The 22,799-nt window shown below is 66.5% G+C and carries 21 protein-coding genes, 1 tRNA gene and 1 pseudogene; 17 read left to right on the top strand and 6 right to left on the bottom strand.

Features of this window, described 5'->3' with window-relative positions; genetic code table 11:
* Positions 1-66: 66 nt before the first annotated feature.
* The 13 genes from XcuCFBP2542_RS00445 to XcuCFBP2542_RS00505 all read left to right on the top strand — a co-directional run bounded on the left by XcuCFBP2542_RS00445 (position 67) and on the right by XcuCFBP2542_RS00505 (position 10,699).
* Positions 67-1,419: a cytochrome C gene (locus XcuCFBP2542_RS00445; protein ID WP_104601670.1), complete on the top strand. Its 1,353-nt coding sequence runs from the start codon at positions 67-69 to the stop codon at positions 1,417-1,419.
* Positions 1,420-1,444: 25 nt separating this feature from the next.
* Positions 1,445-1,834, top strand: a complete 390-nt coding sequence (locus XcuCFBP2542_RS00450; RefSeq protein WP_167526857.1) for a c-type cytochrome — start codon at positions 1,445-1,447, stop codon at positions 1,832-1,834.
* Positions 1,835-2,153: 319 nt separating this feature from the next.
* Entirely contained in the window at positions 2,154-2,885 is a 732-nt protein-coding gene (locus XcuCFBP2542_RS00455; RefSeq protein ID WP_104601672.1) for a hypothetical protein, read from the top strand.
* A 51-nt stretch (positions 2,886-2,936) separates the two neighbouring features.
* Positions 2,937-3,530 carry an RNA polymerase sigma factor gene (locus tag XcuCFBP2542_RS00460; protein ID WP_208800538.1) on the top strand — a complete coding sequence of 198 codons (594 nt, stop codon included), beginning with the start codon at positions 2,937-2,939 and terminating at the stop codon, positions 3,528-3,530.
* On the top strand, positions 3,527-4,174 hold the full coding sequence (locus tag XcuCFBP2542_RS00465; RefSeq protein WP_167526856.1) for an anti-sigma factor: 648 nt from the start codon (positions 3,527-3,529) through the stop codon (positions 4,172-4,174). The genes XcuCFBP2542_RS00460 and XcuCFBP2542_RS00465 overlap by 4 nt, the downstream gene beginning before the upstream one ends.
* On the top strand, positions 4,171-5,490 hold the full coding sequence (locus tag XcuCFBP2542_RS00470; protein ID WP_104601674.1) for a S8 family serine peptidase: 1,320 nt from the start codon (positions 4,171-4,173) through the stop codon (positions 5,488-5,490). The genes XcuCFBP2542_RS00465 and XcuCFBP2542_RS00470 overlap by 4 nt, the downstream gene beginning before the upstream one ends.
* Positions 5,491-5,503: 13 nt before the next feature.
* Positions 5,504-6,262, top strand: coding sequence for a heme ABC transporter permease CcmC (gene ccmC / locus XcuCFBP2542_RS00475; RefSeq protein ID WP_104601675.1), 759 nt, complete (start codon positions 5,504-5,506; stop codon positions 6,260-6,262).
* Complete coding sequence (gene ccmD, locus XcuCFBP2542_RS00480; protein ID WP_104601676.1) at positions 6,259-6,459, top strand: heme exporter protein CcmD; 201 nt, start codon at positions 6,259-6,261, stop codon at positions 6,457-6,459. The genes ccmC and ccmD overlap by 4 nt, the downstream gene beginning before the upstream one ends.
* The gene (gene ccmE / locus XcuCFBP2542_RS00485) at positions 6,456-6,926 is read left to right on the top strand and encodes a cytochrome c maturation protein CcmE (protein ID WP_104601677.1); all 471 of its coding nucleotides are present in this window, start codon (positions 6,456-6,458) and stop codon (positions 6,924-6,926) included. Before ccmD ends, ccmE begins: the two co-directional genes overlap by 4 nt.
* A gap of 56 nt (positions 6,927-6,982) precedes the next feature.
* A complete protein-coding gene (locus tag XcuCFBP2542_RS00490) occupies positions 6,983-8,971 on the top strand; it encodes a heme lyase CcmF/NrfE family subunit (RefSeq protein ID WP_104601678.1) in 1,989 nt (662 codons plus the stop codon).
* Positions 8,968-9,510, top strand: coding sequence for a DsbE family thiol:disulfide interchange protein (locus XcuCFBP2542_RS00495; RefSeq protein ID WP_104601679.1), 543 nt, complete (start codon positions 8,968-8,970; stop codon positions 9,508-9,510). Before XcuCFBP2542_RS00490 ends, XcuCFBP2542_RS00495 begins: the two co-directional genes overlap by 4 nt.
* An 80-nt stretch (positions 9,511-9,590) precedes the next feature.
* Positions 9,591-9,992 carry a cytochrome c-type biogenesis protein gene (locus tag XcuCFBP2542_RS00500; protein ID WP_104601807.1) on the top strand — a complete coding sequence of 134 codons (402 nt, stop codon included), beginning with the start codon at positions 9,591-9,593 and terminating at the stop codon, positions 9,990-9,992.
* Positions 9,992-10,699 (top strand): tetratricopeptide repeat protein, encoded by a 708-nt coding sequence (locus XcuCFBP2542_RS00505; RefSeq protein WP_104601808.1) that lies wholly within the window; start codon positions 9,992-9,994, stop codon positions 10,697-10,699. The genes XcuCFBP2542_RS00500 and XcuCFBP2542_RS00505 overlap by 1 nt, the downstream gene beginning before the upstream one ends.
* A 68-nt stretch (positions 10,700-10,767) precedes the next feature.
* Here the strand turns inward: XcuCFBP2542_RS00505 and XcuCFBP2542_RS20265 are convergent, their stop codons facing one another.
* Positions 10,768-11,229, bottom strand: a complete 462-nt coding sequence (locus XcuCFBP2542_RS20265) for a response regulator (protein ID WP_425477972.1) — start codon at positions 11,227-11,229, stop codon at positions 10,768-10,770.
* A pseudogene (locus tag XcuCFBP2542_RS00510) lies at positions 11,206-13,632 on the bottom strand (hybrid sensor histidine kinase/response regulator); the annotation flags it as partial. The pseudogene XcuCFBP2542_RS00510 and the gene XcuCFBP2542_RS20265, both read right to left, overlap by 24 nt.
* A gap of 497 nt (positions 13,633-14,129) precedes the next feature.
* Between XcuCFBP2542_RS00510 and XcuCFBP2542_RS00515 the strand changes: the two are divergent.
* Positions 14,130-16,241, top strand: coding sequence for a methyl-accepting chemotaxis protein (locus tag XcuCFBP2542_RS00515; RefSeq protein WP_104601681.1), 2,112 nt, complete (start codon positions 14,130-14,132; stop codon positions 16,239-16,241).
* Between the two features lie 114 nt (positions 16,242-16,355).
* Here the strand turns inward: XcuCFBP2542_RS00515 and XcuCFBP2542_RS00520 are convergent.
* Together XcuCFBP2542_RS00520 and XcuCFBP2542_RS00525 are read right to left on the bottom strand one after the other, a co-directional pair.
* Positions 16,356-16,445: transfer RNA gene (locus XcuCFBP2542_RS00520), tRNA-Ser, on the bottom strand.
* A gap of 385 nt (positions 16,446-16,830) precedes the next feature.
* On the bottom strand, positions 16,831-17,853 hold the full coding sequence (locus XcuCFBP2542_RS00525; protein ID WP_104601682.1) for a LysR family transcriptional regulator: 1,023 nt from the start codon (positions 17,851-17,853) through the stop codon (positions 16,831-16,833).
* Positions 17,854-17,954: 101 nt separating this feature from the next.
* Here XcuCFBP2542_RS00525 and XcuCFBP2542_RS00530 point away from each other — a divergent pair, with 101 nt between their 5' ends.
* The gene (locus tag XcuCFBP2542_RS00530) at positions 17,955-18,533 is read left to right on the top strand and encodes an FMN-dependent NADH-azoreductase (protein ID WP_104601683.1); all 579 of its coding nucleotides are present in this window, start codon (positions 17,955-17,957) and stop codon (positions 18,531-18,533) included.
* A gap of 96 nt (positions 18,534-18,629) precedes the next feature.
* Here the strand turns inward: XcuCFBP2542_RS00530 and serS are convergent, their stop codons facing one another.
* Entirely contained in the window at positions 18,630-19,910 is a 1,281-nt protein-coding gene (gene serS, locus XcuCFBP2542_RS00535; RefSeq protein WP_104601684.1) for a serine--tRNA ligase, read from the bottom strand.
* A gap of 110 nt (positions 19,911-20,020) precedes the next feature.
* Here serS and XcuCFBP2542_RS00540 point away from each other — a divergent pair, with 110 nt between their 5' ends.
* Both XcuCFBP2542_RS00540 and XcuCFBP2542_RS00545 read left to right on the top strand, forming a co-directional pair.
* A complete protein-coding gene (locus XcuCFBP2542_RS00540) occupies positions 20,021-20,680 on the top strand; it encodes an energy transducer TonB (protein WP_167526852.1) in 660 nt (219 codons plus the stop codon).
* Between the two features lie 247 nt (positions 20,681-20,927).
* Positions 20,928-21,494, top strand: a complete 567-nt coding sequence (locus tag XcuCFBP2542_RS00545; protein WP_104601685.1) for an energy transducer TonB — start codon at positions 20,928-20,930, stop codon at positions 21,492-21,494.
* Here XcuCFBP2542_RS00545 and aroA read toward each other — a convergent pair.
* Positions 21,478-22,794, bottom strand: a complete 1,317-nt coding sequence (gene aroA / locus XcuCFBP2542_RS00550; protein WP_104601686.1) for a 3-phosphoshikimate 1-carboxyvinyltransferase — start codon at positions 22,792-22,794, stop codon at positions 21,478-21,480. The two genes, XcuCFBP2542_RS00545 and aroA, sit on opposite strands and share 17 nt — an antisense overlap.
* Positions 22,795-22,799 lie beyond the last annotated feature (5 nt).

Below are 22,799 nucleotides of genomic sequence, written 5' to 3' on the forward strand. Positions count from 1 at the left end.
GCGCCTCCCGTTCTCCCCGTTCGTTTCCACACCGTCGAAACCCGCACCGTCGAACAAGGACTTTACATGTCTACCTACCCGCCTGCCTCGCGCCGCGCCGCCCAATCCCGCACCGCATCCCTGACCTCGCTGTTATGCGTGTCCGGCCCCTTGCTGTTGCTGGCCAGTACGCAAGCGCAGGCGATCCCCTCCTTCGCACGCCAGACCGGCTCGTCCTGCGCTGACTGCCACATCGGCTCCTACGGTCCCTCGCTGACGCCATACGGCATGCGTTTCAAACTCGGCGGTTTTACCGACACCGACGGCGAAGGCACCAAGATTCCCGCCTCCGGCCAGCTCACCTGGTCGCGCCGCAATCCGAACCGTGGCGACAGTACCGCGCGGATCACCCAGGCCGATCTGTATCTGGCCGGCCGGGTCAACGACAACATCGGCGGTTACTCCAAGATCCGCTCCAACAACAGCGGCAACGCGACCTTCAACACGCAGCTGGACGATGTCGATCTGCGTTTTGTCAGCAAGCCGTTCCAGCTCGCCGGCAAGGACACCATGGTCGGCGTTAGCGTCAACAACAACCCCGGCATCTCCGACCCGATCCACGTGCTGCCGAACGCGTCCACCTTCACTCCGGCCACGGCGAGCAATGCCTCGGCCACCATGCTCAGCTCCTCCTCGCTATCGAATCGGGTGATCGGCGCCAGCGTGTATGGCCTGTACGACCGTAACTGGTACGGCGAAGTGGGAAGCTACAGCGCACTGTCGGTCGATGCGCAGGATCACCTGGGCTGGCAGCCCAATGGCGACCCGGGCAAGCTCAGCGACACCGGCTACGCACGGCTGGCCTACATGAAGGACATGAAGCGGCAGTTCTTCTCGGTCGGCATGACCGCCCTGACCACGCGCCGCCAGCGTCCGCGCATCGGTCCCAGCGACGAGTTCACCGACCTGGGCTACGACGTGACCTACCAGTTCCTGGGCACCCGCGAACATGTGCTGTCGCTGGCCTACGTCAACATCTACGAACGCCGCAACTACGGCAGCCCGCTGATGTCGAGCGACCCGACCATGGCCCCGCTCAGCCGCGGCAGCGTGCGCGATCAGACCATCAGCATGAACTATGCCTTCAAGCAGACCTATGGCGTGCTGGCGGCGCACATGATGAACACCGGTTCGTTCGACGCCGCGCGCTACCAGCCCTACGGCCTGCCGGACACCACCAGCAATCTGATCCTGCTGTACTGGACCCCGTTCGGCAAGGAAGGCAGCTACACCTCCATCGCCAACATGCGCCTGTCGGCCAGCTGGTTCCGCTTCGACAAGTTCAACGGCAGCACCACCAATGTCTTCGGTGGCGGCAACCCGATCACCAATCCGCGCGATCTCGACAGCTTTGCGTTGTCGTTGAACGTGTCGTTCTGATCCCCCAGCACGTCCAAGGACCTCCATGAAGTCATTCCACATCCGCTCGTTGTGCGCGCCGCTGGCCGGCCTGTTGCTGGCTGGCGCAATGCTGGCCCCGCCGGCCTGGGCGGCCGACGGCAAGGGCACCTTCCTCACCGAATGTGCCGAATGTCACAGCGCCGCACAGGGCAAGAACAAGAAAGGCCCGTCCATGTTTGGTGTGGCCGGGCGCCCCGCCGCCAGCGCACCGGGCTACAGCAACTACTCCGATGCACTCAAGGCCAGCAAGTGGCAGTGGACACCGGCGCAGTTGAAGGCCTATCTGTCGCAACCCTCGTCAAAGGCGCTGCCAGGCACCAAGATGAAGTACGACGGCCTGGACGACCCACAGGAACTCGATGCGCTGATCGCCTACCTCAACACCCTGCGCTGAGCGGGGTCGTTGCGGTTGCGCGGCCGCCGGACCGGCATACCGGCGGCCGCCCCGGCATGCCGGCCCGTAGTGCCTGAATGGGCACCTTCGCCTATACGGACGGAACCATCGCAGCGGCAGCGGTTCCGTTCTACGCTGCGGGGCACTATCGTGTCCCGCTTCGCGCTCGTGTTCCACGCCATTGCCGACAGTTCCTCTTGCCAGGCCAGTCCCCCTCCACCCGCCGCGCCATTGCGCTGACGGCGGCAAGGCGTGGGACGTTAGCCGCATTGCCGGCGTACGCCCCTGCCGCGCGCCCCTGCGCTTCCCCCTGCACATCATGCAGGTCGTCTTGCCTGCGCCACGGCGGCCCGGCCGGTTGCCGTGCTGGCTGCTGCTGGCGTTGGTCATGGCCCCTGGCAGCGCAGCCTCGGCCGATAACGCCGGTGGCACGGTGGCGGTGGCCTCGGCCCTGATCGACCGCGGCATCTCCATCGCCCCAGATCGCGTCACCCTGCAGGCAGCAGGCTACTGGCTCCCATCGCCCGGCTGGTCGGTGTCGGCCGCAGTGGCGGTGCAAGCGCCCTCGCTGAGCCAACCGGTCGCACTCACCGCACAGGCCGCACGCGCCTGGATGCTGGACGATCGCTGGCAGATGCAAGCCAGCGTGCTGTACTACGTCTACCCCGAGGACGGCCGCTCGCGCACCTTCAACCGGCAGGAAGCCAGCCTGGCCTGGTCGTACCGGGATGTCCTCACCTTCTCGCTGTCCACCTTCCGCTTCCCGCGTGCGCAGCAAGCGCCCTGGAATACGGCCATCGACATCACCGGCAACCTGCCTCTCTCGGCAGCGTTCAGCCTCACCGGCGGGGCCGGCGTGTCGGAATTTCCGGCCATGGCCTACGGGGCGGCCCGGGGCGGCCGCTATCAGTACGGGCAATTGGGCCTGAAGTGGAGCCGCGCGCGATGGACCGTGGAACTGCAGCGCGTCTTCACCAGCAGCAGCACCCCCCGTGCGCAGGGTGGACCAGGCCAGCTGCCATGGCTGGGCATGCTGTCCCGGACGTTCTGATTTTCCCGCAACCTTTTGCCCGTCCGCGGGCACTGACTAGCGTCCAATGCCATGTCCGATGCGATGAATGATTCCACCACCCTGGGTGACGCCACCGACCGGATGCTGCTGCGTCGCATGGCGGCAGGCGATCGCGATGCCCTGGCGAGCATGTACCACAGCTATCACGGGCGGCTGTGCCGGTTTCTGTCGCGGCTGACCCGGCGCCCGGACATCATCGAAGAAGCCATCAACGATTGTTTCTGGATCGCCTGGCAGAAGGCCGGCGACTTCCGGGGCGATTCGCAGGTTTCCACCTGGATCATGGGCATCGCCTACCGCTGCGGGCTCAAATGCCTGCGCCAGCACGACGGCGACAGCATCGACGACACCGCGCAGGTGGAAGACCATGCCCCCAGCGCCGACGACAATGACGACCGCGAGCTACGCGACTGGCTGGACAAGGGCATGGAGCGGCTGTCGCCGGACCAGCGCCTGGTCATCGAACTGGTCTACGGCGTTGGACACAAGCTGGAAGAAGTTGCCGACATCATGCAGTGCCCGCTGGGCACCATCAAAGCCCGGCTGTTCCATGCGCGGGTCAAATTACGCAATGTGCTGCCCGGACTGGCCGGCAGCGCCCCCTACACGGAGACACAGCTATGAAGACCCTCTTCATCGCACCTGGCAAGGAGTGCTCGCACGCCTGGGAGTTGATGCCAGCAGTGTTGCTGGATAACGCAACCGAGGAAGCAAGCAGCTGGCTGATCGCGCATGTGGCCAAGTGCGCCTCGTGCAGCGCCGAGTTTGCCCAACAAAGCCGTCTGCGCCAGGCATTGGCGCTGCCCTCGGCGGTGGCGGTGGATGCCGATGCCGGTCTGCAGCGCCTGCTCGGTCGCCTCGACACGGTGGAACGGCCGATGGCCGCAGCGCCGCTCGCGCGCCGCTCCGGCAGCTGGACGGTACGTGCGCTGGCTGCCGCGGCGCTGGTGCAGGCCATCGGCCTGGGCGTCATGGGCGTCAAGCTGGCCGCACCTGCGCCCTCGCAGGACTACCGCACGCTCAGCAGTGCCGCCGCCGTACCGGTGGCACAAGGCACCATCCGCGTGGTGCCCGATGCCAGCATGACCTTGGCCGACTGGGATCGGCTGCTGCAGGCGCAGCACTTGCAGGTCGTCGGCGGCCCCAACGCGATGGGTGCCTATACCGTGGTGCCCGCCGCACCGCAGCCCATGCAACCGCAGCAGACCCTGCAACAGCTACGCGCCAATCCGGGTATCCGGCTGGCCGAGATCGTGTCGGCTCCATGAAGCGCCTTCTCATCCTGGGCGGCCTCGCCGCACTGATCGGCCTGGGCGCGCAGACCCGTGCACAGGCCACAACGACCCTCCAGGCACCCGCGCAGCCCGCCGAATCCACGCAACCGGCAGCCGAAGCGATCACGCCGGACAGCAGTCGCGACATCCTGCTGGCGGTTGCCAATCCGCTCAGCGCACCGCCGGCGCGGGCGGGTTCCAGCCTGATCGGCTACGCCTCCAGCTACTACGGTGCGGGCCAGAAGGCGGCCGTGCGCATGCAGGCCATCAAGCAGCGCTACAACCTGCGCGAGGTGTCCAGCTGGCCGATCACCTCGCTGGGTCTGTACTGCGCCGTGCTGCAGCCCGCCCCCGGCGTGTCGCGCGACGAACTGGTCAGCGCGCTGGCCGACGATGACGGCGTGGAACTGGTGCAGCCGGTGCAGGAATTTTCGGTGTTCTCCGCCAATGCCGCAGACAAGCACACCCCGCTGTCGAGCTACAACGATCCGTACGTGGACATGCAGCGCGGCTTCATCGCCACCGATGCGGCCAGCGCGCAGGCCGTCACCCAGGGCCGCGGCGTGGTGGTGGCCGTGGTCGACACCGGCGTGGACACCCGCCATCCCGACCTGAAGGCACGCATTCTCGACGTGCACGACCTGGTCGGCGAGACCCAGGCCATGCCCGGCAGCGATTCGCATGGCACCGAAGTGGCCGGGATCATCGCCGCCGGCAGCAACAACCACCAGGGCATCGTCGGCATGGCGCCCAAGGCCATGCTGAGCATCTACAAGGCGTGCTGGTACGCCCCTACCGTCGGCGCCACCGCACGCTGTAACACCTTCACCCTGGCCAAGGCATTGGCAGCGATCAACAACAGCTCCGCGCGGGTGGTCAATCTGAGCCTCGGTGGCCCGGCCGACCCGTTGCTGAGCAAGATGCTGCTGCACCTGGTCAAGCAAGGCCGCATCGTGATTGCGGCGATGCCGCCGAACGGGCAGCTGGACGGCTTCCCCAACGATGTACCGGGCGTGCTGGTGGTCCGCAGCAGCGGCGCCGGCACCGTCATGCCCGGCGTACTGAGCGCGCCCGGCGACGACATTCTGACCACCCAGCCAAACGGCCGCTACGACTTCACCTCCGGCTCGTCGATGGCCACCGCGCATGTCAGCGGCACCGCCGCGCTGCTGTTGTCGTTGTCACCGTCGATGGATGCCGGCGCGCTGCGCGATCTCCTGCAGCGCACCAGCAAGGTCAGCGACGGCCAGCTGCAGGTCAATGCCGGCGCTGCGGTCGATGCGTTGTCGCCCTCCAGACGTTCCAACTGAGGACGACATCGGTATGGCCAAGTGGATCCCGTTATGGCTGCACAAGCTCAGTTCACCGCCGGTGTTCTACCGCGTCGCCGGCAAGGTGCGCCCCTGGGCGCTGGCGCTGGCATTGCTGCTGGGCGCAGTGGCCGCCTACGGCGGCTTGGTGCTGGCGCCGCCGGACTACCAGCAGCACGATGCCTATCGCATCATCTTCATCCATGTGCCCAGCGCCTGGATGAGTCTTTTCATCTACGCGGCGATGGGCGTGTCAGCGCTCATCGCGCTGGTGTGGCGGATCAAGCTGGCCGAGGTGGTGACCATGGCCTCGGCACCGATCGGCGCGGCCTTCACGTTCATCACCCTGTGCACCGGGTCGCTGTGGGGCAAGCCGATGTGGGGCACCTGGTGGACCTGGGATGCGCGGCTGACCTCGGAGTTACTGCTGTTGTTCCTGTACCTGGGCGTGCTCGGCCTGTATCACGCGGTGGAAGATCGCCGCCAGGCGATGCGTGCCGCCGGCTTGTTGGCGCTGGTCGGCTTGGTGAACCTGCCCATCGTGCATTACTCGGTGGTGTGGTGGAACACCCTGCATCAAGGCTCCACCGTGCGCCTGCTCGGTCCCTCCAAGATGAGCGCAGACATGTTGTGGCCACTGCTGACCATGACGCTGGCGACCAAGCTGTACTACATCGCCAGCCTGTTCGGACGCGTACGGGTGGAGTTGCTGGCGCTGGAAAGCGGCAAGGACTGGGCACGCCGCATCGTGTTGACCGAGCGCACCGCATGAGCAACTTCCTGGCGATGGGGGGATACGGGCAATACGTGTGGACGGCCTATGCCGTGTTCGTGCTGGTCTTGGGGGCCGACCTGGCATCCCCATGGCTGCGCCGGCGGCGGCTGCCGCGCGAGCTGCGCGGGCAATTGCAGCGGCAACAGCCGCGTGGCCGTCGCACACCGACGGCATTGGACCGGGACACGCCATGAACGCCACCCGCAAACAACGCCTCTGGCTGGTGATCGGTGTGCTGGCTGCCGCCGTACTGGCGGTGACCCTGATCGTGCTGGCGCTGCAGCGGAACATGAGCTACCTGTTCACGCCCAGCCAGGTACATGCTGGTCAGGCCGCTGGTTACCAGCAGTTTCGCCTCGGCGGCATGGTCAAGGCCGGCTCGATCCAGCGCGCCAACGACTCGCTGAAAGTCAGCTTCACCGTCATCGACAAGCATGCCGCCACCCAGGTCGATTACTCGGGCATCCTGCCGGACCTGTTTCGCGACAACCAATCGGTGATCGCCAACGGGCGCATGCAGGGCGAACGCTTCGTCGCCACCGAAGTGCTGGCCAAGCACGATGAGACCTACATGCCGAAAGAGCTGAAGGACGCGATGGCCGAGGGGCATGTCGGCAAGCCGATTCCCGCCGCTGCTGCGCCGCTGTCGGTGCCGCGCTAACCTGCGCCGCCGCACTCCCTTCCCGATGACGCCCCTGCCCTACGTGCCATTCGCCCATGACGCCTGAACTTGGCCAGATCGCATTGATCCTGGCACTGCTGCTGTCGCTTTGCCAGGGCGTGTTGCCACTGGTCGGGGCCTGGCGCGGCAATACCGCCTGGATGGACATCGCGCGGCCTGCCGCCGCCGGCCAGGCGGTATTCGTGTGGCTGGCGTTCGGGCTGTTGGCCTGGTCGCTACTGTCGTTGGATTTTTCGGTGGCCTATGTCGCCGCCAACGCCAACCACGCCCTGCCCTGGTATTACCGCTTTGCTGCAGTGTGGGGCGCACATGAAGGCTCGTTGCTGCTGTGGATTGCCATCCTTGCCACCTGGACGGTGCTGCTGGCCGCGTTCAGCCGGCATCTGCCGCAGCACTTCGCCGCGCGCGTGCTGGCGGTGCTGGGGCTGATCTCGGTGGGCTTTCTGGCCTTCATCCTGCTCACCTCCAATCCATTCGGACGGCTGTCGCCGATTCCGCTGGACGGCAACGAGCTCAATCCGGTGCTGCAGGATCCGGGCATGACCTTCCACCCACCGGTGCTGTACACCGGTTATGTGGGGTTCTCGGTGGCCTTCGCGTTCGCGGTCGCCGCGCTGCTCGGTGGCGAACTGGAACAGGCCTGGGTGCGCTGGGCACGGCCGTGGACCAACGTGGCCTGGGCCTGTCTCACCGCCGGCATCGTGGCCGGCAGCTGGTGGGCCTACGCGGAACTGGGCTGGGGCGGCTGGTGGTTCTGGGACCCGGTGGAAAACGCCAGCTTCATGCCGTGGCTGGTGGGCACCGCGCTGATCCACACCCAGGCGGTCACCGAAAAACGCGGCAGCCTGCGCGCCTGGACCATCCTATTGTCGATCCTGGCGTTCTCGCTGTCGCTGCTGGGCACCTTCCTGGTGCGCTCGGGCGTGCTGACGTCGGTGCATGCGTTCGCCGCCGACCCGCGGCGCGGGTTGTACATTTTGATCTTCCTGATCGCGGTGGTCGGCGGTTCGCTGCTGCTGTACGCCTTGCGCGCACCCAAGATCGCCAGTGGCAAACCCTTCGCCGCCGCCTCGCGCGAGACCGGCATCCTGATCGGCAACCTGCTGCTGACCGTGGCCGCAGCGATGGTGTTGCTGGGCACGCTGTTTCCGCTGATCGCCGATGCGTTCGGCATGGGCAAGGTCTCGGTTGGCACGCCTTACTTCGGCCTGCTGTTCCCGCTGCTGATGCTGCCGGTGGTGCTGGTGCTGCCGTTCGGCCCCTACCTGCGCTGGGGCAAGGCCGAGGCCGCACCGTTGAAGGCGCTGGGAACGCGTGCCGGCATCGCCGCGATCGCCTGTGCGCTGGCTGGCAGCCTGGTTGCCAACGGCCAGGCCAAGGCGATCGCCGGCATCGGTGTGGCCGCCTGGGTCGCCGCCGGCACCGCGTTGTACGTGGTCAAGCGCTGGCGCGAGCTGCCGCGCGGCCGGCGTTTCCCGGCCGAAATGGCCGGCATGCTGATCGCACACGCAGGGGTGGCGGTGTTCGTCGCTGGCGTGCTGGTGTCCGAAAGCCTGTCGGTCGAACGCGACGTCCGGCTGGCGCCGGGCCAAAGCGCCGACGTCGCCGGCTACCGCTTCCGCTTCGATGGCGTGCAACTGGTGGACGGGCCGAACTGGAAAGCCGAACAAGGCAGCGTGCAGGTCAGCCGCGACGGTCGGGTGGTGGCGCAGTTGCATCCGCAAAAACGCCTGTACAGCAGGGACCGCATCCAGACCGAGTCGGCAATCGACCCCGGCCTCACCCGCGACCTGTACGTGGCGCTGGGCGAGCCGCTGGACGATCAGCACATCGAATACGACTGGACCTTGCGGCTGTACTACAAACCGCTGATCCGCTGGATCTGGGCGGGCGGCCTGTTAATGATGCTGGGCGGTTTCGTCAGTGCCTGCGCCCGCCGCTTCCGCGCGCCGGCGCCCGCCGGCACGCCCGTTACCGCGCCAATTCCAGGTGGCCAGGTCATCGCGCAGGAGTCTTCCCCATGAATCGCATGCTGCCATTGCTGGCGTTTCTGCTGGTGGCCGGCCTGTTCGGCTTCGGCATCTACTGGACCACCCAGCACAATCCGCGCGAGGTTCCCTCTCCGTTGATCGGCAAGCCGGCGCCGGCATTTTCGTTGCCGCTGCTGGACCATCCCGAGCGCCGTGTCACCCGCGAGCAGCTGTTGGGTAAACCCTACGTCCTCAACGTGTTCGGCAGCTGGTGCGCCGAATGCGTGCACGAGCACCCGGTGCTGATGGCGCAGGCTGGCCGTCTCGGAGTGCCGCTGATCGGCTACAACTACAAGGACGCGCCGGCCGATGCCACCGCCTGGCTGGCGCAATACGGCAACCCCTATGCGCTGGTGATCGCCGACGAGCAAGGGCAGACCGCGATCGACTTCGGCGTCTATGGCGCACCGGAAAGCTTCCTGATCGATGCGCAGGGCAGGATTCGCTACAAGCACATCGGCGTGCTCACCCCCGAGATCATCGATAGCGAACTGCTGCCGGCCATCGCCGCGCTGCGCAAGGCCGCCCCGTGAGCGCGCAACATCGCGCTGTGCGCTGCTACTGGCAGCGGCAAGGCCGGCAATTGCGCCTGCTGTTGATCCTGCTGCTGGGCATGCTGCTGGCCCCCTCGCTATCGGCGCAGGCCGTGGACCCGCTGCCGTTCAAGAACCCCGCCGAGGAAGCACGCTTCCAGCGCCTGACCGCGCAACTGCGTTGCCTGGTATGCCAGAACGAGAACCTCGCCGATTCCAACGCCAGTCTCGCCCGTGACCTGCGCCATCAGGTGTTCGCGCAACTGCAGGCCGGCAGGAGCGATGCGCAGATCAAGCAGTACATGGTCGAACGCTACTCGGATTTCGTGCTGTACGACCCGCCGGTCAAGCGTGGTACCTGGCTGCTGTGGTTCGGGCCGCTGCTGCTGCTGGGCGCCGGCGCGGGCATGGTGATCCACACCGTGCGCCGGCGCGCACGCCTGGGCACCCCGGCGGCACCACAGGCGGAGGACGAATGGTGATGACCGGATTCTTGCTCGCCAGTGCCGCGCTGGTGGTCGTGGCGGTGCTGCTATTGCTGCTGCCACTGCTGCGCCATCGCGCCGGCAGCAGCGGCACCTCGCGCACCGCGCTGCCGTTGGTGCTGGCGCTGGGCCTGCCGCTGGCCACCGCCGGGTTGTATTGGCTGGTCGGCGCGCCGCAGGCGATCACCCAACCCATCGCCGCAGCGCCGGCGGCCCGCAGCGCCGCACCCGCTGACGCCGACGGCGCACCGGCAGCCGCACCAGACACGAGCGCGGCAGAACAGGCGCAATGGCAGGCACTGGAAGAATGGATGCAGCAGGCCAAGACGCACGAGCGCGACGGCCAGCCCGCGCAGGCGCGCGATGCCTATGCGCAGGCGCTCAAGATTGCGCCCGACACCAGCGCTGCCATCGTAGGCTGGATCGCGGCCGACATGGCCACCCGCAGCGACTTCGCCATCGACACCGACGCGCGCGCGCGCCTGCAACACGTAGTCGCGCAGGAACCGGACAACCAGCGCGGCTTGTGGCTGCTGGGCATCAGCGATTTCCAGCAGCACGACTACGCGGCCGCCACGGCGCACTGGCGCCACCTGCATGGTTTGCTGGACGCCGGCTCGGCGATGCAGCAAGCCGTGGCAGAAAAGATCGCCGTGGCCGAATCGATGGCACGTGCACGGCAATCGCCGCCTGCCAGGCGCTGACCGCGGCGAACGGGCACGCTACTGCGCCCGGAGCCTTGGCTTGTCGGCATCACCCGCACGGTGCGGCGTCACGTGGAGCGACGCTCCAGCAGCCGCGCCACGCGCCGCTTCAGCTCGGCGGCCTGGAACGGCTTGGTCAATACCTCCATGCCGGCGTCCAGTTGCCCCGCGCCTACTGCCGCACTGGCCGCGTAACCGGTCACGAACAGCACCGGAAGCGTGGGCCGCGACTGTCGGCCCGCATCGGCGATCTGGCGTCCGTTCAAGCCTCCGGTCAGCCCGACATCGGTGACCAACAGGTCAATTGCTTCCTGCGAGCGCAACCGCTCCATCGCCGCGCTGCCTTCGGCCGTCTCGATCACCCGGTAGCCGGCATCGCCCAGTACCTCACGGATGAGCGTGCGGATGGCGATCTCGTTCTCCACCAGCAGCACCGTGCAAGCGTGCACCGGCGACCGCGACGGCGGCTGCACGAGCGCAGGTACCGCCACTTCCTGCGACCGCGCACCGATCACACGCGGCAGATACACCGACATGGTGGTGCCCACGCCCACGACCGAGTCGATCCGCACATGCCCGCCGGATTGCCGGGTAAAGCCATAGATCATCGACAAGCCCAGGCCGGTACCCTGACCGATGGGCTTGGTGGTGAAAAAGGGTTCGAACACCTTGGCCATGACCTCGGCCGTCATTCCGGTCCCGGTGTCCTGCACGCACAGGCACACATAATCGCCCGCCGGCAGATCCAGCGGCGCGGCCGCGTCTGGATCCAGCGACAGGTTGTGCAGGCTGACGGTCAAGGTGCCGCCGTCGGGCATCGCATCGCGTGCGTTGAGGCATAGGTTGAGCAGCACGTTCTCCAGCTGCGGCGCGTCCACCAGCACCTTCCACGACGGCGGCGACGGCGCCACCTGCAGGCTGATCGAAGGCCCCAGCGTGCGCGCAATGATCTCGCGCATCCCCTCCACCAGCGCATCCACCGCCACTGCACTGGGTGCCAGTGTCTGCCTGCGCGAGAACGCCAACAGCCGCTGGGTCAATGCCGCCGCACGCCCTGCGCTGGCCTGTGCCATCTCCACATAGCGCTCCAGGCGCTCGTAACGGCCCTGCGCAACGCGTGCTTGCAGCAATTCCAGGCCCATCGTGATGGAGGTCAGCAGATTGTTGAAGTCGTGCGCCAGCCCGCCGGTCAGTTGCCCTACTGCTTCCATCTTCTGGCTCTGGCGCAGCTTCTCCTCGGCCAACAGCAACGCGGCGCTGCGCTCGCGCACGCGCTCTTCCAGGGTGTTGGTAAACAGCTGCAATTGTTCTTCGGCCTTGCGTCTGTCGGTGACGTCCGATGCAGTACCGAACCATTGCTCGATGGCGCCGTGCGCATCCAGCAGCGGCACCGCGCGCAGCAGCATCCAGCGCAGGCGCTGGTCGCTATGCCTCACGCGCACCTCCAACTCCAGGCTGGTCTTGCCATCGATCGCTGCGGTAATGGCATTGGCCAGCTGCGCGCGGTCGCCCGCATGGATCCATTCCTGCTGCCAGCCCACCTTTCCCGGCAGATCGCCGCCTTCCAGCAGGCCTTCGCCCACGTGCAGACGCAATGCACCCCAGTCGGCAGTGGCTGAGAAGATCGATTGCGAGGACGCACGCACCAGGGCATCCAGCCGGCGCTCGCTCTTCACCAGCGCCTCGCTGGCCAACCGCTCGGCCGTGCGGTCACGCAACACCTTGACGAACCCGATCGCCATGCCGGTCTCCTCGCGCAGCACCATCAGCGACCCATTGGCCCAGAAGCGCTCGCCAGACTTGCGCACGTGCCAGCGCTCGTCCATGCCACTGCCACTCTCCAGCGCCGCAGCCGCCTCGATCAACAGCTGGCCACGCGCGACGTCTTCAGGCGTGAACGCACGTTCCAGCGTCTGTCCCAGCATTTCGGCCTCGCTCCAGCCCAGCGTCCGCTGCGCCCCCTCGTTCCACAGGGTGACGCGCCCGTCCAGATCGGTGGCGACGATGGCGTAGTCCATCACGCTATCCAGGATCTGCCGGTTGCGTATCTCCGCCACGCGCACGGCGCGTTCAAGATTGATGCGCTCGGTGATGTCCAACCCCTGCACGAAGATACCGGACACAGCGCCGTCGGCACCGGCGATCGGCTGATAGAACAGGTCCAGCAACCGCCGCTGCGTCGGCCCGCCGGGCGTGACCTGCACGTGGTACTCCACCGCATTGGCCGCGTACGCCTGCCCGGAGCGATACACCTCGTCCAGGTGCCGCAGATGCCCCTGCTCCACCGCATCCGGCAACGCCTCGGCCAATGGCCGCCCAATCACACTGCGGTGGCCGATCAGGCGCGAATAACAGGGGTTGGCGAATTCCACACGATGCTGCGGCCCGCTCAGGAATGCCATGAACATCGGCGCCTGCTCGAACAGCCGGATCAGGCGTTCGTGCTCGTCCGCCAGCCGTGCCTGCGCCACCATGCGCGCGGTGACCTCGTTGGTGACGCAGAAGGCGCCGCCCACCTTGCCATCGTCAAGATAGATCGGAGAAAACGAAAACGTCCACCAAGTCTGCTCGGGCGTGCCATAGCGGTTCATGCCGATCGGCATTTCCTCGAAACGCGAGGCCCGCCCGGCGAACGCCGCCTCGATCGGCTCGCGCACCGCGTCCCAGGCATCGGCCCACAACGCCTTCAGCGGGGCGCCCAGCGCCTGTGCCCGGCGTGGCCCCAGGATCGGGGCGTACGCATCGTTATAGAAGAAGATCAGTGCATCGCCCCACACCACATACATGCTTTCCGGCGAGGAAAGCATCAGGTCGAGCGCATTACGCATGGCGGGAGGCCATTGCGCACTCGGCCCCAGCGGTGTGGAGTTCCAATCGTACGTGCGTATCGCATGGGCCATGGCACTGTCGCCGTGCGGGAAGGAGGCGCTCACGAAAGCGGCCTCCCCCAGATTCGCAGGTACGTGCGCGCCTTGCCGCGCGAGATCGCCGCATAGGCAGTGAGAACCCTACCAGTCATACACAGATGCATCGTTTCAAACCATGGAAAGAACTGAAAGACAGGGGCCCCCGCATTACGGCGGCGGGTGCCCGCAGGCGCCCATCATCTGGCGTGCTGCGGGTCGCGTCCAGCAGCACATTGCGCAGTCGCTGAATCGCGCTCCTCAACACCGCGCGTCGCCTACGACACCGGTTGGCAGGCTACAACTGTGTTGTACGGCACGAATCAGCGAGGACAGCCCCTTCCCGCCCCAAATGGACCCCTCCCAGCGAGTCAAGAATCGGCTGCCGAGGCCGCTAACCAACAAGTTGCCATCAGTCCCTTGCACGCGCCCCGCGTGTCAATGGCAGCATCATCTCGTGTGCGTCACGCCCTTGCCGCCGCCGGGGCGCCCTGCTCTCCCGTCAGCCGGATCGTGGATCACTCCCTATGCACTTCCTTTCGAATCTACGCATCGGCCAACGCCTGGCCCTTGGCTTTCTCACCATCATCGTGCTGATGGTGATCCTCACCGTGGTCGGCATCCAGCGCGTGCGAAGCATCGACCGGCAGCTCACCGCCATCAACGAAGTCAATAGCGTCAAACAACGCTATGCAATCAACTTCCGCGGCAGCGTGCACGATCGCGCGATCGCCTTACGCGACGTGGTCCTGCTGGACGACCCGGCAGAGCGCCACGCCGCCGAGCAGTTGATCGACAAGCTTGCCGCCGACTACGCACGCTCGGCGCAGCCGCTGGACGACATGCTGGCCGCCTCCACCGACACCAACGAAAAAGCCATCCTCCAGCGGATCAAGACCGTCGAACAACGCACCATGCCGTTGATCGCCCAGGTGCGTGGGTTTCGCGAAGCCGCCGACAAACCGCACGCCGAGCAGCAACTGCTGCAACAGGCACGCCCGGCCTTCATCGACTGGCTGGCCAGCATCAATGCCTTCATCGACCTGCAGGAGGCCAAGAACCGTGCGGCGGCCAAGGATGCCGTTGCCACCGCACGCGGTTTTGCGATGCTGATGGTGCTCTCCACCGTCGTCGCCCTGCTGCTCGGCGCCACCATTGCCCTCCTGCTGACCCGCAGCGTGGTGCTGCCGCTGCGCCAGTCGCTGCAGCTGGCACAACGCATCAGCCAAGGCGATTTGCGCAGTAAAGACGCCCAGGCCGGCAATGACGAGTCCGGCCAACTGCTGCGCGCGATGCAGCAGATGCAACTGCGCCTGCACGAAGTGATCTCGGCGCAACGCGACATGGCTGCCCGCCATGACGCCGGCCAGACCAGCTACCGTACCGACGCGCAGCGCTTTCCCGGCGAATACGGCCACATGGTGCAGGACACCAACGCACTGGTGGACGCGCATGTGCAGACCCAGCTGCGCATGACCGAGGTGATGGGTCGCTACGCGGTGGGCGACCTGACACCGGAGATCGAGCAGTACCCCGGCGAAAAGGCCGTCATCACCACCACCATGCAGCAGGTAAAACAGAACCTGCGCGCCATCAATGCGCAGATCCATGCTCTCACCCAGGCAGCCTGCGCCGGCAACTTCGCATTGCGTGGCCACCCAGACCACTTCGAGCACGACTTCCGCCTGATGGTGGAGAACCTCAACACCATGATGGCCACCGCCGACACCAACCTGGCCCGGTTCTCCGAGCTGCTGCGCGCCATCGCCGACGGCGACCTCACCGTGCGCATGTCCGGCAATTTCCACGGCGTGTTCGCCGCCATGCGCGACGATGCCAACAGCACCGTGCACCGGCTCACCGACATCGTCACCCAGATCCAGACCACCTCCAACAGTATTGGTTTTGCCGCCGAAGACATCGCCAGTGGCAATCAGGAACTGGCGCGCCGTAGCGAACAACAGGCCGCCAGCCTCGAAGAAACGGCGGCCTCGATGGAAGAGCTGACCTCCACCGTCAAGCAGAATGCCGAGCACGCCAGCCGCGCCAATCAGCTCGCGCTTGGTGCTGCCGCCATTGCCTCGCAAGGGCGCGATGTGGTCGACCAGGTCATCGACACCATGTCCGGCATCGAAGACGCCTCAAAGCGCATCGCCGACATCATCTCCGTCATCGACGGCATTGCCTTCCAGACCAACATCCTCGCCCTGAATGCCGCCGTCGAAGCCGCACGCGCAGGCGAACAAGGCCGCGGATTCGCCGTGGTTGCATCGGAAGTACGCACCCTCTCGCACCGCTCCTCCGATGCCGCCAAGGAAATCAAGCGACTGATCGACGACTCGGTACAACGCGTCACCGACGGCTCGGCACTGGTGCACACCGCCGGCACCACCATGGGCGAAGTCGTCACCAGCGTCCAGCACGTCACCGACATCATGGCCAACATCTCCGCCGCCTCGCAGGAACAGGCCGGCGGCATCGAACAGGTCAATCACACCATCGCCCAGATGGATGAAACCACCCAGCAGAATGTACGCCTGGTAGAAGCCGCGAGTACCGCCGCACATGCGCTGGAAGAACACTCCGTGCAACTCAACCGCGCGGTGGAAGTGTTCAAGGTCAATGCAGTGGTGATGTGACCCATGGAAGCGCTGCCTGCAGGCGATCATGCAGGCGCGTAAGTGAGAGGCATCAGATGCAACAGATGGACGAGACCTGAGGACAAGGGTGGTCTCGATGCCTTGCACTCCAGTTGGCGGAGAGAGTGGGATTCGAACCCACGGAAGGTTTGACCCTTCGCCGGTTTTCAAGACCGGTGCCTTAAACCGCTCGGCCATCTCTCCGATGCTGCTGTGCGTAACCGCCGAAGGCATCGGCTGTCACGCTGGCGGCCCGCGTTGCGCGGGTGACGCCTGACGGTAGCCGCACGGGCATCTTGTGCGGATCCACCACTCCCAGGATTGCTCCCGGGCGCGCATTCTCGCATGCCCGGGCGCGTTCTGCTTGGTGACGCCACTCGCTTCTGGGGCTGGCGCAGTCGCCGTGCGACGCGGCGCTGTTAGTAGCCGGCCGCTATACGTTGTGGTTGGCGGGCTGCATCTACGCACCCGTGCAGCCTGCCGAAGCCTGAAGCGAACTGACTGACGAGCAGCTCGCGGACTGCCGACTAACCGGTCCGCCAGCCGCGGCGGCCAAACACCGTGCTCAGCCGACTGCGGCCACCACTGCTCAGCCAGCCTCGGCCACGGCCACTGCCAAGCGCGGCGCAGTGCCGGCGGCACGCTTGAGCTTTTCCGCCAGTTCGGCGCAGTTGCCGCCGCAATCCAGGCGCGAGCGTTCGATCTCCTGCGGCAGGTGTTCGGCCAGGAAGTCGATGAACACTCGCACGGCCGGCAGCAGGCCGCGACGCGAGGCGAACACGGCGTGGCAGATGCCCTGCGGCAGCGACCAGTGCGGCAGCACCACTTCCAGTTCGCCACTGCGCACTGCTTCGGCGCAGACGGTTTCCGGCAGCATGGTGATGCCGAAGCCATCGCGCGCCATCGATTGCAGCAGCGGGAAGTCGAATCCGGCCAGCCGCGGCTGCAGGTCCACGCGGCGCATTTCGCCGTTGGGGCCGTGTAGTTCCCAGCGTTGGTGCGCTTCGTCCTCACTGGTGCTCATGGTGGTGTGGTTGGCCAGTTCGCTGGGGTCCTTGGGGCGCCCGGCGCGATCCAGGTACTTGGGACTGGCCACCAACAATTCCTGTACCTGGCCGAAGCTGCGCATCACCAGGCTGCCGTCGTCATCCAGGCGCGAACGCACGCGCAGGGCGATGTCGTAGCCTTCGTTGATGACATCCACACGGCGGTTGCTGATATTGAGCTGCAGCCGCACCTTGGGGTACTTGGCCAGGAATTCCGGCAGCAGCTTGGGCAACTGGATCTGCGCGAGCGAGACAGGAACGCTCACCCGGACAAGACCGCGCGGCTCGGCGCTGAGACGATCCACCACCTCGCGCGCGGCCTGGGCCTCGGCCAGCATGGTCTGGGCATGGCGGTGCACGCTGGTGCCCACGTCGGTCACCGCGAAGCGGCGCGTGGAGCGCTGCAGCAGGCGTACGCCCAGGTCGGTTTCGAGCTGGCTGATGCGCCGACTCAGGCGCGATTTGGGGATGCCGAGCGCGCGCTCGGCGGCGGCGAAGCCGCCGTGGTCCACCACCATCGCGAAGTAATACAAGTCATTCAGGTCGTGCATGGCGCAGACATCCATGGATAGAACGATAAGTTATATTTAACCACCTTTATCCCAACAGAGCAACGACCTAGGCTGCCCCCCTCCGCGGCACTGCCGCATGTCATCAGGTCCTCGCCATGAAGCTGCTCCATCTCGATTCCAGCGCCCTGGGTGCCAACTCCATCAGTCGCGAACTCAGTGCTGCCGTGGTGGCGCAGCAGCGCCTGCTTCATCCGAACCTACAGGTGAGCTACCGCGATCTGGACCGGGACCCGATCCCCCATCTCACCGGCCAGTCGCTGGTGCAGGCCGATGCGGCCGAGGCTGCCGCCGCCGAGCAGGTGATGCAGCAATTTCTGGAGGCCGACGTCATCGTGATCGGGGCGCCGATGTACAACTTCAGCATTCCCTCCACGCTGAAGGCGTGGATCGACCGGATCGCGGTGGCCGGGCGCACGTTTCGCTACACCGCCACGGGAGCGGAAGGCTTGGCCGGCGGCAAGCGCGTCATCATCGCCAGCGCGCGTGGTGGCATCTATCCCGAGACGAGCAACGATTTCCAGGAACCGTACCTGCGACAGGTATTCGGCTTTCTGGGCATCGCCGAGGTGAGCTTCGTGCGTGCGGAAGGCGTTGCCTACTCGCCGCAGCATCGCAGCGACGCGCTTGCGCAGGCACTGGCAGCGCTGCGGCAGCCGGAAGAAGTGCTGGCTTGAGCGCGCAGTTTCAAAGCCATCGTCACAGCACTTCGCGCACTGCGCGAATCGCGTGATTCATGTGCGGATGCGCGCCCCTGGGCTGCCCAAGTGGCATCAACCGATCTTTTCCAGCCCACCCATGTACGGACGCAGCACCTGCGGCACGTCGATCGAGCCATCGGCGTTCTGGTAGTTCTCCATCACCGCGATCATGGCGCGGCCCACCGCCGTGCCCGAGCCGTTGAGGGTATGCAGCAGTTCCGGCTTGCCGCTGGCCGGGTTGCGCCAGCGCGCCTGCATGCGCCGCGCCTGGAAATCGCCGCAGTTGGAGCACGAGGAAATTTCGCGATAGGTGTTCTGCGACGGCAGCCAGACTTCCAGGTCGTAGGTCTTGACCGCGGAAAAGCCCATGTCGCCGGTGCACAGCAGCACCTTGCGATACGGCAGGCCGAGCTGTTCCAGCACCACCTCGGCGCAGCGGGTCATGCGCTGGTGTTCGGCATCGCTGTGTTCCGGCGCGCAGGCGGTGACCAGCTCGACCTTCTCGAACTGGTGCTGGCGAATCATGCCGCGGGTATCGCGGCCACCGCTGCCGGCTTCGGCGCGAAAGCATAGCGAATGCGCCGTCATGCGCAGCGGCAGGCGCTCGGCATCGATGATCTCCTCGCGCACGATATTGGTCAGCGGCACTTCGGAGGTGGGGATCAGATAACGCCGCGAGTCGCCCACTTCGGTCTGGAACAGATCCTCTTCGAACTTGGGCAACTGCCCGGTGCCGCGCATCGAATCGGCGTTGACCAGCAGCGGCACATTGGTTTCTTCATAGCCGTGCGCGCCGACGTGCAGGTCGAGCATGAATTGCGCCAGCGCGCGGTGCAGGCGCGCGATCGGCCCGCGCAACACGGTGAAACGTGCGCCCGAGAGCTTGGCGGCGGTTTCGCCATCCAGCCAGCCGTGCGGCGCGCCGAGTTCCACGTGGTCCTTGACCGCAAAGTCGAAGGTGCGCGGGGTGCCCCAGCGCGACTGCTCCACGTTGTCGGCCTCGTCCTTGCCGTGCGGGACATCGTCGGCCGGCAGGTTGGGCAGGCCCAGCGCGATGGTTTCCAGCTTGGCGCGAATCATCTCCAACGCGTCTTCGGAGGCCTTGAGCTCATCGCCGAAACCGGCCACCTCGGCCATCAGCGCAGTGACATCCTCGCCCTTGGCCTTGGCCTGCCCGATCGCTTTGGACTTGGAATTGCGCTGACTCTGCAATTCCTGCGTGCGCACCTGGATGCGCTTGCGCTCGCTCTCCAGCGACTCCAGTTCCGCGGTATCCAGGGAGAAGCCGCGCGTGCTGCGCAGGCGCTCGGCAAGGTCGGCGGGATGTTGGCGAAGCAGGGCCGGATCTAGCATCGGAAGTCTGTGTGTCGGTGGGAGCCTGGGATTATCGCCTGTTCCGCCACCTGCTGCGATCGATTCACCGGGGCTATGCCAGAATTGCGGCGATCCTTCAGGTGAGTCCTATGCCCGCGCCCCGCCCTGCGTCCGATCGCCAGATCGTCCTGCGTCTGCCCCGCCATACCCTGAAAATTGCCGGCATTGCCTTCGGCGCCGGCCTGCTGCTGTTCCTGTTGGTCTGGGCCACCGGCCGCAAGGACGACTTCTACAAGGCGGCGCCGGCGCCGCCGAGCGCCAGCGCGCCGACGGACGCGCAAGCCATCCAACCGCTGCCGGCGCCGTTGCCCGCGCAGGATGGCGCCAGCGATATGCCGCAGGCCAAACCGCCGGAAGACACCCCCGCCCTGGTGGAAACCGCGCCCCCCCCTCCGCCAGCACCGGCCCCGCTGCCCGAAGACGCGGTTGCTGGTGCGCCAGGCACGCCGACCGCCGCGCCGGTGGCCGGCGGCCACCGTCCGGTTCCGATGCAGGGCCAGATGCCGCCACCGCGCTATCCGTCGGCAGCATTGCGGCGCGGCGATGCCGGCGAGGTGGTCGTGCGCGTGGATGTGGACGCAGCCGGTAATCCGGGCGGGGTCACCCTGGTGCAGCGCAGCGGCTCGCGCGACCTGGACCGCGCGGCGATGGAGGCGGTGCGGCACTGGCGTTTCCATCCGGCGCAGAACAGCGGCCAGCCGGTGGCCGGTAGCCTGGATGTCCCGTTCCAGTTCAAGCCGGCGCAGTAAGCTGGGCTAACAGCGCGCGTAGTGCGAGTTCGAAGCCGGCAAGCGTCGGCAACCGATGCTCGGTAAAAGACTGTTAAAACGTGAACTGAAACGGTTACCGCACGCTGCGCCGGGTGTCCCGTTAGCGTCACTAAGCTGAATCCCGACCCCGCTTGCGTGCATCGACACGGCCCTCGCCTTAGCTGCCCCTCAGGCAACGCCGAACAGACTGGCCCGGTCATCCCACCGATGTGCCAGGAGGCCGGCCATGTCCTTCACCTCGAATCCCTCATCGCATCGCCCCGCTTTGCCAAGGGCCGCCACCGCGCGCAGGCAGGAGACGCCCAGTGACGGGGCCTCACCGTGGCTGTGGGCGACCCTGGTCGCGTTGCTGGTGGTGATTCCCAGCTGGTGGTGGGCACGACATGCCGACGAATCGTTCGCCACCGATACCGCCCCTGCGCCGGCGGCCAGCCGTCAGATCCTGCCTAGCGCCGATGGACCCCACGCGATGACCATGGTGCCGCACCAGCCGGCGCGCGCGCCGGTCAGCAGCGGGGAGGCAATTCCGCTACCCGGCAATGCATTGCCAACCTACCCGGCCGAGCTGGCGCGTGCGGGTCTGCAAGGCAGCCGGACTGCGCGGCTGCAGCTGGATGTGCAAGGACGCGTGAATGAGGTGACCATCGTCGAGCGCGCGGGCAGCAACGACCCTCGTCTGGATGCGGCGGTGGTGCGCAGCCTGCAGCAATGGCGTTTCGAGCCCGCCACGCGCGACGGGCATGCGGTGGTCAGCACCGTGCAGGTGCCGGTGGAATTCAGCGCGCAGCGCTGAGTCCGAAACCGGTGCCCTGCGCCAGGGTGTCGAAATCCGGGAACGAGGTGGCCACGTTCGCCACATCGTTGATCTGCACCTTGCCGGTAGACAGCTGCCCGGCAATCGCAAAGGCCATTGCAATGCGATGGTCGCCATGACTGTCGATCACGCCGCTGCCGATGGCCCCGCCATGAATGGTGGCGCCATCGGGCGTTTCGTCCACTTGAATGCCCAGCTTGCGCAGTCCGGTCGCCATCGCGGCCAGACGGTCCGATTCCTTGACCCGCAGTTCGGCCGCGCCGCTGACCACGGTCTGACCGGAGGCTGCGGCCGCTGCCACGAAGAGCGCGGGAAACTCGTCGATCATGTCCGGCACCAGCGCTTCGGGAATCTGCGCGCCATGCAGCGGGGCATAACGTACGCGCAGGTCGGCGACCGGCTCGCCGCCATGTTCGGCATGGTGTTGCTCGCTGATATCCGCGCCCATCAGGCGCAGCGCTGCCAGCAGCCCGGTGCGGCGTGGATTCAGGCCCACCGCACGCAACACCACCTCCGAGCCTGGAACGATGCTGGCGGCGACAATGAAGAACGCCGCCGACGAAAAATCGGCCGGCACCGCGATGTCGGTGGCACGCAGGCGCTGGCCACCGCGCAGGCGCGCCTTGCCGGGCGAAAAGTCGATCTCCACGCCGAACGCCGACAGCATGCGTTCGGTGTAATCGCGCGTGGGATGCGGCTCGCTCACCGAGGTCTCGCCCTGCGCGTACAACCCGGCCAGCAGCACCGCCGATTTGACCTGGGCACTGGCCACCGGCGAGACGAAGTCGATGCCGTGCAATGCCTGCCCGCCCTGCACCTGCAACGGTGGCGTGCCATCGTCCCGGGTCTGGATCTTCGCGCCCATTTGCGCCAGCGGGCCGGTCACTCGCCGCATCGGCCGCTTGGACAGGGACTCGTCGCCCACCAGCACGCTGTCGAAGCGTTGCGCCGCCAGCAGGCCGGCCAGCAGCCGCATGCCGGTGCCGGCATTGCCGCAGTCCAGCGCCTCGAACGGCGGCTGCAAGCCATCCACACCCACGCCATGCACGATGCGCCGCGAGGCCGATGGCGTTTGGATACGCACACCCAGCTTGGCGAAAATGGCTGCCGTTGAACGCGTATCTTCGCCTTCCAGAAAGCCGTCGATCTGCGACACGCCATCGGCGAGTGCGGCGAACATCACCGCCCGATGCGAGACCGACTTGTCGCCGGGAATGGCCAGGGTGCCGCGCAAGGCACTGCCTTGCTGCGCGATCCAGTGTTGGGTGCTGCTGCTCATGCAAA

This window comes from Xanthomonas cucurbitae (genome assembly GCF_002939885.1).
In the GTDB taxonomy this organism is placed as follows: domain Bacteria; phylum Pseudomonadota; class Gammaproteobacteria; order Xanthomonadales; family Xanthomonadaceae; genus Xanthomonas; species Xanthomonas cucurbitae.